General features: G+C 70.8%; 10 protein-coding genes and 1 pseudogene. 7 read left to right on the top strand and 4 right to left on the bottom strand.

Features of this window, described 5'->3' with window-relative positions; all coding sequences use genetic code 11:
- Positions 1-97 precede the first annotated feature (97 nt).
- Positions 98-1600, top strand: a complete 1503-nt coding sequence (locus VP06_RS16205; protein WP_048464812.1) for an NAD(P)/FAD-dependent oxidoreductase — start codon at positions 98-100, stop codon at positions 1598-1600.
- Between the two features lie 166 nt (positions 1601-1766).
- Positions 1767-2933: a complex I NDUFA9 subunit family protein gene (locus VP06_RS16200; RefSeq protein ID WP_048464811.1), complete on the top strand. Its 1167-nt coding sequence runs from the start codon at positions 1767-1769 to the stop codon at positions 2931-2933.
- A gap of 128 nt (positions 2934-3061) precedes the next feature.
- Here the strand turns inward: VP06_RS16200 and VP06_RS16195 are convergent, their stop codons facing one another.
- The gene (locus VP06_RS16195; protein ID WP_048464810.1) at positions 3062-3844 is read right to left on the bottom strand and encodes an SDR family oxidoreductase; all 783 of its coding nucleotides are present in this window, start codon (positions 3842-3844) and stop codon (positions 3062-3064) included.
- 126 nt (positions 3845-3970) lie between these two features.
- Entirely contained in the window at positions 3971-5362 is a 1392-nt protein-coding gene (argH, locus tag VP06_RS16190) for an argininosuccinate lyase (protein ID WP_048464809.1), read from the bottom strand.
- Between argH and tlpA the strand changes: the two genes are divergently transcribed.
- The 3 genes and pseudogenes from tlpA (at position 5361) to VP06_RS38760 (ending at position 6707) form a co-directional block, all read left to right on the top strand.
- Entirely contained in the window at positions 5361-6008 is a 648-nt protein-coding gene (gene tlpA, locus VP06_RS16185) for a thiol:disulfide interchange protein TlpA (protein WP_048464808.1), read from the top strand. The genes argH and tlpA overlap by 2 nt on opposite strands.
- A 126-nt stretch (positions 6009-6134) precedes the next feature.
- A pseudogene (locus VP06_RS38770) lies at positions 6135-6305 on the top strand (Na+/H+ antiporter NhaA); the annotation flags it as partial.
- Positions 6306-6548: 243 nt separating this feature from the next.
- On the top strand, positions 6549-6707 hold the full coding sequence (locus VP06_RS38760; RefSeq protein ID WP_342586823.1) for a hypothetical protein: 159 nt from the start codon (positions 6549-6551) through the stop codon (positions 6705-6707).
- Between the two features lie 235 nt (positions 6708-6942).
- On the opposite strand, the gene VP06_RS16175 is transcribed toward VP06_RS38760, so the two are convergent.
- Together VP06_RS16175 and VP06_RS16170 are read right to left on the bottom strand one after the other, a co-directional pair.
- Positions 6943-8496: a L,D-transpeptidase family protein gene (locus tag VP06_RS16175; RefSeq protein ID WP_245291198.1), complete on the bottom strand. Its 1554-nt coding sequence runs from the start codon at positions 8494-8496 to the stop codon at positions 6943-6945.
- A gap of 304 nt (positions 8497-8800) precedes the next feature.
- Complete coding sequence (locus VP06_RS16170; protein ID WP_048464807.1) at positions 8801-9754, bottom strand: acetyl-CoA carboxylase carboxyltransferase subunit alpha; 954 nt, start codon at positions 9752-9754, stop codon at positions 8801-8803.
- 284 nt (positions 9755-10038) lie between these two features.
- Here VP06_RS16170 and VP06_RS16165 point away from each other — a divergent pair, with 284 nt between their 5' ends.
- Positions 10039-11178, top strand: a complete 1140-nt coding sequence (locus tag VP06_RS16165; protein WP_048464806.1) for a patatin-like phospholipase family protein — start codon at positions 10039-10041, stop codon at positions 11176-11178.
- 20 nt (positions 11179-11198) lie between these two features.
- On the top strand, positions 11199-11942 hold the full coding sequence (locus tag VP06_RS16160) for an acetoacetate decarboxylase (RefSeq protein ID WP_048464805.1): 744 nt from the start codon (positions 11199-11201) through the stop codon (positions 11940-11942).
- Positions 11943-11957: the final 15 nt, after the last annotated feature.

Here is an 11957-nt window from a genome sequence, read left to right as displayed (position 1 = left end):
GTTGAGCGGTTCTTTACCATCCGGGCGATAAAGCTCGGGGAAGAGAGTCCCGTCCACAAGCGGACACGGCCGTGACGGCCCCGGAGTTGCCCGAGCGATGAGCCTTCACACCGAGACGCTGGTGATCGGCGGCGGACCGGCCGGCCTCACCACCGGCTACATGCTGGCCAAGGCCGGCCGCGACGTCGTGGTCCTTGAGCGCGACCCGGTCCAGGTCGGCGGCATCAGCCGCACGGTCGCGTACAAGGGCTTCCTGTTCGACATCGGCGGCCACCGCTTCTTCTCGAAGGCGAAGGAGGTGGTCGATCTCTGGAACGAGATCCTGCCCGACGACTTCATCGAGCGGCCGCGCCTGTCGCGGATCTACTACAAGGGCAAGACCTACGCCTACCCGCTCAAGGCGTTCGAAGCCCTGCGCAACCTCGGCCTCGTCGAGAGCGCGGCCTGCGTCGCCTCCTATCTCTGGGCCCGGGCCCGGCCGATCCAGGACCCGAAGAGTTTTCACGAGTGGGTCCGCAACCAGTTCGGCGAGCGGCTTTTTTCGATCTTCTTCAAGACCTACACCGAGAAGGTGTGGGGCATGTCCTGCGACGACATCTCGGCGGACTGGGCGGCGCAGCGCATCAAGGGCCTCGACCTCGGCGCCGCGATCCGCGACGGGGTCAAGCGCTCCCTCGGGCTGCACCGTCCGACGGCAGGGGACGGCCCGGTCATCAAGACCCTGATCGAGTCGTTCCGCTATCCCCGCCGCGGCCCCGGCATGATGTGGGACGCGGCAGCCGACGCGATCCGGCGCAACGGCGGCCGGGTCCTGCTCGACCGGCGGGTCGACGCCCTCTCCTACGACGCCGCCACCAAGCTGTGGACGGTGAGCGCCCGGCGCGAGGGCGGCGGGCGGGAGACCTTCACGGCGCGCAACGTCGTGTCCTCGGCGCCGATCCGCGAGCTGGTCGGGGCGATCCGGCCGGCCCCCTTGAGCACCTTCCAGGCCCGCTCCCTGCGCTACCGCGACTTCCTCACCGTCGCGCTGATCGCGCGTGCCAAGGACAGTTTTCCCGACAACTGGATCTACGTCCACGATCCGGCGGTGAAGGTCGGGCGGGTGCAGAACTTCCGCTCCTGGTCGCCCGAGATGGTGCCGGACGAATCCTATACCTGCCTCGGCCTCGAATACTTCTGCTTCGAGGGCGACGGGTTGTGGAACGCCCCGGATTCCGAGCTGATCGCCCTCGCCCGCCGCGAGATCGGCCAGATCGGCCTCGTCGATCCGGCGAGCGTGGTCGATGCCTGCGTGGTGCGCCAGCCCAAGGCGTATCCGGTCTACGACGACGCCTATCGCGACCACGTGGCGACGATCCGCCGGGACCTGGAGGGCAGCTATCCGACGCTCCACCTCGTCGGCCGCAACGGGATGCACAAGTACAACAACCAGGACCACGCGATGATGACCGCGATGCTGACGGCGCGGAACATCCTCCTCGGCGAGCGGCGCTACGACGTGTGGAACGTCAACGAGGATGCCGAATACGCCGAGGCCGGGCTGTCGGGGGCGCGGGAGGCTCTGGGCAGCGAGCGGATGGTGCCGCGCAAGGTGGCGTGAGCACCGGCGTGTCGTCGGAGATGAGGGACGAACGGAACGGAACTGCATCGGTTCCGGGGTCCGCGGCAGCGCCGGAGCTTCACAGGATCCCGGCCCTCGACTATGGAGCCGACACGAGCCCCCGCACACTCGGCCCGATCAAGACCCGCGGAAGGACCCCACGACCATGACCGGCTTCGACCCTGTCGGCCTGACCCGGCCCGCCTCGCAGCTCGTGACCGTGTTCGGCGGATCGGGTTTCCTCGGCCGTCACGTCGTGCGGGCGCTGGCCAAGCGCGGCTACCGGATCCGGGTGGCGGTGCGCCGGCCCGATCTCGCCCAGTTCCTCCAGCCCCTCGGCCGCGTCGGCCAGATCGTCGGCGTGCAGGCCAACCTCCGCAACCCCGCCTCGATCGCCCGGGCGGCGGAGCATGCCGACATCGTGGTCAACCTCGTCGGCATCCTCCAGGAGAGCGGCCGCCAGAGCTTCCAGCGCCTCCAGGCCGAGGGCGCGGCCGAGGTCGCCCGCGCCGCCGCCGCGGTGGGCGCCACGATGGTGCACGTCTCGGCGCTGGGCGCCGACGAGACGTCTCCTTCCGCCTATGCCCGCTCGAAGGCGATCGGCGAGGCCCGCGTGTTCGAGGCCCGGCCCGAGGCGATCGTGTTCCGCCCCTCGATCGTGTTCGGGCCGGGCGACAGCTTCTTCAACCGCTTCGCCGCCCTCGCCCGGATGCTGCCGGTGCTGCCGCTCGCCGGCGCCGAAGCGCGGATGCAGCCGGTCTTCGCCGGCGACGTCGCCGAGGCGATCGCCCGGGCGGTCGAGGGCCGGCTCCAGGGCGGCCGGGTCTACGAACTCGGCGGGCCGGAGATCCTGACCCTCCAGCAGCTCGTCGAGTACACCCTGACGGTCACGATGCGCAGCCGCGTGGTGCTGGCGCTGCCCGCGCCCGCCGCCCGGCTCCAGGCCCGCGCGATGGAACTCGCCGACACCCTGACCCTCGGCCTCCTGCCCGACACGCTGAAGCTCACCCGCGACCAGGTCACCCTGCTCCAGAGCGACAACGTCGTCTCGGAGGCCGCCAAGGCGGAAGGCCGCACGATCGAGGGCATCGGCATCGCCCCGACGGCGATCGAGGCGGTGGTGCCGGGCTATCTCTGGCGCTTCCGCAAGACCGGCCAGTTCGCCACCGGCCGCGGCACTCCCGAGATGACCGCGACCCCGGACCTGATCGCCCCCGAGCCGATGGGCCAGGGCTCGCAGCACCACCCGGGCAATGCCAGCGGCCCGGCGGTGGGTTCGCTCGCCGCGGGCGCCGGCCCGGCGCCGGGCGTGCGCTGGGGCAAGCGGCAGTAAAGTCTCTGTCGGCAAGTTCAGATGCAAAAAGGGCGGTCCGACGGGGCCGCCCTTTTTCATGACATTCGGGACCGTTCAGGGCCCAGTCGGGGGAGGAGGCGGGACGAGGAGCCCCGCCTGATGGGTCGTCAGATCGAACGGACGGCCCCGCCATCGACCCGGATCATGCTGCCGGTGACGTAGGAGGCCCGCTCCGAGGCGAGGAAGCACGCCACGTCGGCGAATTCCTGCACCTTGCCGTAGCGCTTGGCGGGAATCGCCGCGCGGGCGGCCTCGGAGATCTCGTCGCGCGACTTGCCCTGCGCCTTGGCGTTGGCGGCGTCAAGCTCGGCAGTGCGGTCGGTTTCGATCCGGCCGGGCAGGATCATGTTGACGGTGACGCCCTCCGCGGCGACCTCCGAGGCCAGGGTCTTGGCCCAGCCGGCGATCGAGGCGCGGAGCGCGTTCGACATCACGAGGTTCGGGATCGGCTGCTCGACGCCGCTCGACGCGACGACCAGGATGCGGCCGAACCCCGCCTGGCGCATCCCCGGCAGGACCAGGCCGGCAAGGCGGAAGACCGGGGTCACCATCGCCTCGAACTGGGGCGTCCAGGCGTCGGGCTGGACGGTCAGGGCCGTGCCGGCCGGCGGACCGCCCGTATTGGCGACCAGGATGTCGACCCCGCCGAGATGCTCCTGGGCCGCGGCGTAGATCGCCTCGACATTGTCCTTCAGGCTGCCCGCGAAGGCATGGGCGCGGCCCTGGCCGCGGGCATTGATCGCCGCCACCGCCTCGTCGAGGCGCTCGGCCGTGCGGGCGGTGAGCAGCACGTCCGCGCCCTCCGCCGCCAGGGCCTCGGCGATGCCGCGGCCGAGGCCGCGGCTGGACGACAGGACGAGGGCACGCTTGCCCTTGAGACCGAGATCCATGGTGGGTCCTCCCGTGATGGGTGAGCTATTGGTCGACCGAGGTTGGCACTAACACGAGCGCCCGCCCCCTCCCACCCGCGACCTCGTCCCGAGATGCGGGGTGGGACGGAACAAAAAGATTGCCGCTCAGGCGGTCTCGCCGGAGAGCCGCTTCAGCCAGAGTTCGGCTTGCGCCCGCACGTTGTCGGGCGCGGTGCCGCCGTAGCTGGTGCGGCTCTTGACCGAGTTCTCGACGCCGAGCACCGCGAAGACCGCCTCGGTGATGCGCGGCTCCTCGGCCTGCATCACGGCGAGCGGCAGCGCCTCAAGCCCGATGCCGCGGGACGAGGCCTCGCCGACGAGGCGGCCGGTGACGTGGTGGGCATCGCGGAACGGCAGGCCGAGTTCGCGCACCAGCCAGTCGGCGAGGTCGGTGGCGGTGGCGTAGCCGGACCCGGCCGCCGCCTTCAGCACCTCCGGCACCGGCTCCAGATCCCGCACCATGCCGGCCATGGCGGCGAGGCAGAGCGAGAGGGTCTGGAGCGCGTCGAAGGTGCCCTCCTTGTCCTCCTGCATGTCCTTCGAATAGGCGAGCGGCAGGCCCTTCATGACGATCAGCAGGCCCGACAGGGCGCCGATGATCCGGCCCGACTTCGCCCGCACCAGCTCGGCGGCGTCGGGATTGCGCTTCTGCGGCATGATCGAGGAACCGGTGGTGAACCGGTCCGACAGCTTGACGAAGCCGAACTGGGCCGATGTCCAGACCACGATCTCCTCGGCGAAGCGCGACAGGTGCACCGCCGCGATCGCCGCCGCCGAGAGCGCTTCGAGGGCGAAGTCGCGGTCGGCCACCGAATCGAGGGAGTTCGCCGTCGGCCGGTCGAAGCCGAGGCTGGCGGCGGTCGCGTGACGGTCGATCGGGAACGAGGTGCCGGCCAGGGCGGCGGCGCCGAGCGGGCATTCGTTGAGGCGGGCGCGGGCATCGCGGAACCGGCCGCGGTCGCGGTTCAGCATCTCGACGTAAGCGAGCAGATGATGGCCGAAGGTGACCGGCTGGGCCGATTGCAGATGGGTGAAGCCCGGCATCACCGTGCCGGCATGCGCAAGCGCCAGCTCTGCCATCGCCTGCTGGAGGTCGGCGGCCTGGCCGTCGAGGGCGTCGAGGGTGTCGCGCACCCACAACTTCATGTCGGTGGCGACCTGGTCGTTGCGCGAGCGCGCGGTGTGCAGGCGGCCTGCCGTAGGGCCGACGATCTCGCGCAACCGGCTCTCCACGCTCATGTGGATGTCTTCCAGCTCGCGGCGGAACGTGAAGGTGCCGGCGTCGATCTCGGACTGGACGGACTTGAGACCGGCCTCGATCTTCGCCACATCCTCGGCCGGCAGGATCCCCGCCCGGCCCAGCATCGCGACATGGGCGAGCGAGCCCCGGATGTCCTGGGGGGCGAGGCGCTTGTCGAAGCCGATGGAGGCGTTGATCTCCTCCATGATCTCGGCGGGGCCGCTCGCGAAGCGCCCGCCCCACATCCGGTTGCTCATGTCCTCACCTCGTCTCGCATCCTCGCGCAAAGCCCGCCTCGCCCTCGTCGCGGGGGGGCTCGTCGCCGTCCTCGGCCTCGGGGCTGCCCTATACGGGGTTGCGGGCGGGGGCAACGGCGGCGCCTGCCCCCTGGCGCAGGCCACCGCCGCCCGGGTCGCGCCCCTCGCCCGCGGCGAGGTGGCGGCGCTCCAGGTCGCCTCGCGCCCGAAACCCGCGCCCGCCATTGCCTTCACCGGGCCGGACGGGCAGCCGAAGACGCTCGCCGACCTCAAGGGCCGCACGATCCTGCTGAACCTGTGGGCGACCTGGTGCGCCCCCTGCAAGGCGGAGATGCCGGTCCTCGACCGGCTGCAAGGGGCGCTGGGGGGTGAGGATTTCGAGGTGGTGGCGCTCAACCTCGACACCCGCAACCCCGACCGGCCGCCGCGCTGGATGCAGGAGAACAGGATCACGCGGCTGGCCTATTACGCCGACCCGGCCGGGCGGGCGCTGCCGGCGCTCCAGCAGGGCGGCGACGTCGTCGGGCTGCCCACCACCTTCCTGATCGATCCGCATGGCTGCGAGATCGGCATGATGAAGGGCCCGGCGGAATGGGCGAGCGAGGACGCGCTCACGCTGGTGCGGGCGGCCCTCGGGCGGGGGTGACCCCGCTCTCGCCCTGATCTCGCTCACGATTCCTGGCAGGCGAGGCGCCATAGCACCGGTCCCCTTCCCCCGGCGCCTGCCGCGCCCGGTCTCCGCCCTGCGCAACCTGCTCGTCAGCAGCGCCGGCTCGGGCCCTCCCTGATCCTCGGCGCCGTGCTCTGGCTGCTGGTACTGCGCTCGGGGCTGCATGCTACCGTGGCCGCGGCGGCGCTGGCGATCCCCCTGCGGGCGAGCCTGGGCCGGCCCGACGACGGGAATTCGCCCTTGCACCGGCGGGAACACGCGCTCCAGCCTTGAGTGGCCTACGGGATCCTGCCGGTCTTCGGCTTCGCCCATGCGGCGGTGTCGCTCGCCGGGCTGACGCCGGGAGCGCTCTTGGCCCCGTCACGCTCGGGGTCGCGGCGGGCGTGTTCGTCGGCAAGCAGGTCGGGGTGTTCGGCGGCGTCTGGCTCGCGGCGCGGACGGACTGGCATCGACGCCCGCGGGGGCCACCTCACGCCACGTCTACGGCGTCGCCCCGCTCAGCGGCATCGGCTCACCATGAGCCTGTTCATCGGCGGCCCCGCCTTCGCGGGCAGGCCGGAACTCGACACCGAGACGACGATCGGGGCAATCCTCGGGTCGGTGCTCTCAACGATGGTGGGTGCCCTGGTGCTGTCGCTTGGCCCGCACCCCACCAAGAGGGAGGCGCAGGTGTAGTCGCACGCTTCCGGTACATGGAGCCATCGGGATCCCGGCCCTGTCTCGACACCACACGGGACCCATCCCGGGCGCCGACAGCGGAACCCGGGATTCGGAAAGCCCGTCAGGTCAGACGGATCCATGGATCGCATGATCCTGCATCGCCTGCGGGTCTGGATCCCGGGCTCCGCTGTCGCGGCCCCGGGATGACTCGGAGGCCTTCAGGACGGGCAAGGAGAGACGGACGGCCTCTTCAGTTCGCCGGCTGCGAGGCGGCGACGCGGTTGTGGTGCGGCGCCTCGGTGCGCTTGCCGGCCTCCGGGGCCTTCTCTCCCGTCTTGGCCTCACCGGATTTGCCGGCGGGCTTCGGCTCGGCGGGCTTGGCCTCGGCCTTCTTCGCGGCCGCGGGGTTCAGGCCGTCGACCTTCGCATCGGCCTTCGCATCGACCTTCACGGAGGCCGTGGCGGCGTGGGCGACCGGATGCGGGTGGCCCATCAGCTTCTTCGGCAGGGGCGCGGCGGGCGAGATCGCCGCGACCGGGGTGGTGTCGGCCGCCGGCAGGGCGACGGCTGCGACCGGGGGCGCCGCCGGGGCGCCGCCGAACAGGTTGCCGAGCAGCTTGCGGTAGGCGGAGGGGTCGCCATCGGCACTCGCCACGGTGATCGGCGCCGCGGGAGCGGCGGTTTCCGCGGCCTCGCGGGTCGGGATCGGGGCGGGGTTCGTGGCCGGGGCCGCGAAGGCGAGCGCCGTGGGCTTCACCGCCCCATGCTTGCCCTTCTCGTGCTTGGGATCGATCTTGGCGAGGAGAACCGGCTTCACCTTCGGCTCGATCATGATCTCCTCGGGGGCCGCCGCCAGGGCCTCGGGCCGGCTGACGATGCCGAGGTTCGGCCGCGGCGGCGCCCGCTCGGCGAAGAGCTGGGTGCTCGGCGCGGTCTCGCGGAAGAACGGATGCTGGCCGCCATCCTGGTAGACGAGGCGGGTCGCCGGCGTGCCCTTGGCGATGAGCTCGGCCACCTCGACCTCGTCCTTCTGGCGCTTGGCGACGACGACCGGATCGACCTTCGGGGTGCAGGCGCCCGCCGCGGCGTCCGAGCCGCCGAAGACGTAGCGCGTGCCGCAGACGCCGACACGCGGCTCCTCGTGCAGGGCCTCGAAATAGTCCGAGCCCTCCTTGAGGTTCTTCCAGAACGCGATGTGGGGGTCGTTGCGGAACTTGGCGAGGTTCTGCGCCGTCATCCGGAACGGATAGGACTGGAACTGGAACGCCCGCTGCCCACCGGCAAACGCCTCGCGGGCGATGGCATAGATCTCGGCGATCGCCTCGTCGGTCATGGCGAAGCAGCCGGCGGACGAGCAGGTGCCGTGCACCATCAGGTAGCTGCCGGTGCGGCCGTTGGCGCGGTCGAAGGCGTTGGGATAGCCGGTGTCGAAGGAGAGATAGTAGGACGAGTTCGGGTTCATCTGGCCCATGCTGATGGGATAGAACCCTTCCGGCGCCTGCCGGTCGCCCTCGCGCACCTTCGGTCCGAGCTGACCGGACCAGCGGCAGATCGGGAAGGTCTTGAGCAGCGCGTACTGGCCGTCGGCCCCGCGCTTCCACACCTCCATCTCCGATTCCTTCTTGAAGGCCCGGATCAGGATCGGGTCGCGGGGCGACATGTTCTTCGTCGCCATCAGGGCGACGGTCTTTTGCGGGATCGGCTCGCGGGCCCGCGCCGAGCCGGCGGCCGAGAAGCCGGCATCCTGGCACGCCCCGAGGGACAGGGCGACGACAAGCCCACTCGCCGCCAGCACCGGACGCATCGCCAGACGCCTCGCCAGACCCACCATGGGAACCCCGCCTTCTCGCATCGGACCGCCGGCACACTGACGCCGCGGACCGGTCTCCCCAACCCCATAGCTTCGTTAAACTTACCCGGCTCTTACCGCAAGAACGGTTAAGATTTCACGGCTTCGTTCAACAGGTGCGACGGCCAAGACGCCGGCCCACGACGGCACGGGGTTCACCCGCGAACACATCCGCCCCGTCTTCGGCAAAACCAAGGCCGGGTTGCGTCTGGGAGGCGTCGGTTGTGGGAGGCTGTGGATGACGGGGACAGGGGCCGGGTCAGAGGCTCCGGCCGATCTCCAGGAACTTCTGCGCCCGCCGGTCCCGCAGCGCGTCGGCATCGAGGGCCGAGAGCGGCTCGAGGGCGGCGGCGATCGCCTCACCGGTCGCCCGGATGGCGGCCTCGCCGTCGCGGTGGGCGCCGCCGGTGGGCTCGGGGACGATGCCGTCGATCACGCCGAGGCGCAGGAGGTCCTGGGCGGTGATCTTCATCGCGGTGGCGGCGTCCTGGGCCCGGCCGGCATCGCGCCACAGGATCGAGGCAGCCCCCTCCGGCGAGATCACGCTGTAGATCGCGTGTTCCAGCATCAGGACGGTGTTGGCGGTGGCGAGCGCGATGGCGCCGCCCGAACCGCCTTCCCCGATCACCACGGTGACGTTCGGGGTCGGCAGGCCGAGGCAGGCTTCCGTCGAGCGGGCGATGGCTTCGGCCTGGCCGCGTTCCTCGGCCTCGATGCCCGGATAGGCGCCGGCCGTGTCGACGAAGGTGAGGACCGGCAGACCGAAACGGCCGGCGAGCCCCATCAGGCGCACCGCCTTGCGGTAGCCTTCAGGCTTGGCCATGCCGAAATTGTGCCGGATCCGCGCCTCGGTGTTGGCGCCCTTCTCCTGGCCGATGACGCAGACCGGCCGGCCGCGGAAGCGCCCGAACCCGCCCACCACCGCCTCGTCCTCGCCGAAGGCCCGGTCTCCGGCGAGCGGCTGGAAGTCCTCGATCAGCCCGGCGCAATAATCGACGAAGTGTGGCCTCTGGGGATGGCGGGCCACCTGGGTCTTCTGCCAGGGGGTGAGTCCGGCATAGAGTTCGGCCAAGGCCGCCGCGGCCTTCGCCTCCAGCCGCGCCACGTCCTCGCTGATCGCCACCGCGCCGTCGCGGTCGCCGAGGGCCTTCAGCTCCTCGAGCTTCGCCTCGAGCTCGGCGACCGGCTTTTCGAAGTCGAGGTAGGAGCGCATCGGAACCTGTGCTGTGTCGGGCCGGCCTCGCGAAGGCTTCGGCGGGAGGCCGGGGCCGGAAGCGCCCTCGGGGCATGGGCGGACCCTCCGGGGCCAGGCGGCGCGGAGGCTTGGCGGAGGGGCCGGCGCATGTCAACCCAAGGGTCAATCGAGGGCCGCCCCAGGGGAGTCGACCCGAGGAAGAGGCAGGGCGGCCCGCGCAGCGGATCGACACCGGGCTTGTCGTGCGGCAGTGCAGCATCATCTTACCGCCGGAGATTCGCGCGGCGGCCAGCGGAGGCCCTATGGACGAGCGGGATCGGGCGGACGGACGAGGCGATCACGACGAGCGCCGGGTGCTGGTGCTCCAGGGCGGCGGGGCGCTGGGCTCCTACCAGGCCGGAGTCGCCGAGGCGATGCAGGAGGCCGGGCTGTCGCCCGACTGGGTCGCCGGCATCTCGATCGGGGCGATCAACGCGGCGCTCATCGCCGGCAACCCGCCCGAGCGCCGGGTCGAGCGGCTGCGGGCATTCTGGAACAAGGTGTCCTCCGGCATCACCGTCTCGCCGTGGTGGCCCGGCGAGCAGGCCCGCGAGGCGTTCAACGCCTGGAGCGCCGCCTTCGGGGCGACGGTGGGGGTGCCGGGCTTCTTCGCGCCGCGCGTTCCCCCCGCCCCGCTCTACCCGGCCGGGGCGCCCGAAGCGCTCAGCTACTACGACACCGCCCCCTTGCGGCAGACGCTCGTCGAGCTGGTCGACTTCGACCGGATCAACCGCCACGAGACCCGGCTCAGCGTCGGCGCGGTCAATATCCGCACCGGCAACTTCGTCTATTTCGACAACCGCCGCGAGCGGATCGGGCCTGAGCACATCATGGCGTCAGGCGCCCTGCCCCCGGGCTTCCCGCCGGTGGAGATCGACGGCGAGCAGTACTGGGACGGCGGCATCGTCTCGAACACGCCGCTGCAATACGTCCTGGACGAGGAGCGCCTGGCCGACCTCGCGGTGTTCCAGGTCGACCTGTTCAGCGCCCGCGGCCCGCTGCCCCGCACCCTGTCGGAGGCATCCGAGCGCGAGAAGGACATCCGCTTCTCCAGCCGCACCCGGCTCAACACCAACGACCAGATCGAGATCCACAAGGCCAAGACCGCGTTCCGGCGCCTTTTCGAGAAGCTGCCGCCCGAATTGCGCCAGGATCCGGACGTCGCCTTCCTGTCGGAGGTGAGCCACCAGAACGCGGTGACGATCCTCCAGCTGATCTACCGCGCCAAGAACTACGAAAACGACGCCAAGGACTACGAGTTCTCGCGCGCCACGATGCTGGACCACTGGAAGGCCGGCCGCAACGACGTGCGCCGCTCGCTGCGTCACCGCCACTGGATCGAGCGGTGCCGGCCCGAGCAGGGCGTGACCGCGTTCGACCTCACCCGCGACGCACGGGACTGATCCTGAGAAAGGCACGCTGCATGACCCGCGACGAGATCCTGAAAGCCCCGTCGATGCCGGCTTTCAGCCCGAGCTATCCGCACGGGCCGTACCGCTTCCTGCGGCGGGAATATCTCATCATCACCTACGAGACAGACCCCGATGCGCTGCGGGCCGCCCTGCCCGAGCCGCTTGAGCCGGCACCCGGCAACCTCGCGTATTACGAGTGGATGAAGATGCCGGATTCCTCCGGCTTCGGCGATTACGAGGAGAGCGGGTCGGCCATCGTCGCCCAGTACAAGGGCGAGCCGTGCAACTACTCGGTCCAGATGTATCTCGACGACGAGCCGCCGATCACCGCCGGCCGCGAGATCTGGGGCTTCCCGAAGAAGTGGGGCGTGCCCCGGCTCAAGGTGATGAAGGACACGCTCACCGGCACCCTGCATTACGACGAGGAGCGGGTGGCGATGGGCACGATGACCTACAAGCACCGCAGCCTGGAAGACCAGCTCGACACGGTGCGTGACGGGATCGGCCAGCTCAACGTCAACCTGAAGCTGATCCCGGATGTCGATGGCGGGGTGAAGGTGGCGCAGCTGGTCGGCTACCGGCTCCAGGACATCACGGTGCATGGCGCCTGGGAGGGCGACGCGCGGCTGCACCTGATCCCGCACGTCAATTGCCGCGTCGCCGACCTGCCGGTGCGCCGGATCGTGCGCGCCCGCCACCAGGTCGTCGACTTCACCCTCCCCTACGGCCACGTGCTGCACGATTACCTGGCCTGATCCCTGGTCCGAGGA

It is taken from the genome of Methylobacterium aquaticum (genome assembly GCF_001043915.1).
Lineage (GTDB): Bacteria > Pseudomonadota > Alphaproteobacteria > Rhizobiales > Beijerinckiaceae > Methylobacterium > Methylobacterium aquaticum.
This window is presented reverse-complemented; position numbering and strand designations above follow the sequence as displayed.

Excerpts from the sequence above, each read along its gene's own strand:
- VP06_RS16175 (WP_245291198.1), bottom strand. The coding sequence starts at position 8,496 with ATGCGTCCGGTGCTGGCGGCGAGTGGGCTTGTCGTCGCCCTGTCCCTC.
- VP06_RS16200 (WP_048464811.1), top strand. The coding sequence starts at position 1,767 with ATGACCGGCTTCGACCCTGTCGGCCTGACCCGGCCCGCCTCGCAGCTC.
- argH (WP_048464809.1), bottom strand. The coding sequence starts at position 5,362 with ATGAGCAACCGGATGTGGGGCGGGCGCTTCGCGAGCGGCCCCGCCGAG.
- tlpA (WP_048464808.1), top strand. The coding sequence starts at position 5,361 with ATGTCCTCACCTCGTCTCGCATCCTCGCGCAAAGCCCGCCTCGCCCTC.
- VP06_RS38760 (WP_342586823.1), top strand. The coding sequence starts at position 6,549 with ATGAGCCTGTTCATCGGCGGCCCCGCCTTCGCGGGCAGGCCGGAACTC.
- VP06_RS16205 (WP_048464812.1), top strand. The coding sequence starts at position 98 with ATGAGCCTTCACACCGAGACGCTGGTGATCGGCGGCGGACCGGCCGGC.
- VP06_RS16170 (WP_048464807.1), bottom strand. The coding sequence starts at position 9,754 with ATGCGCTCCTACCTCGACTTCGAAAAGCCGGTCGCCGAGCTCGAGGCG.
- VP06_RS16165 (WP_048464806.1), top strand. The coding sequence starts at position 10,039 with ATGGACGAGCGGGATCGGGCGGACGGACGAGGCGATCACGACGAGCGC.
- VP06_RS16195 (WP_048464810.1), bottom strand. The coding sequence starts at position 3,844 with ATGGATCTCGGTCTCAAGGGCAAGCGTGCCCTCGTCCTGTCGTCCAGC.
- VP06_RS16160 (WP_048464805.1), top strand. The coding sequence starts at position 11,199 with ATGACCCGCGACGAGATCCTGAAAGCCCCGTCGATGCCGGCTTTCAGC.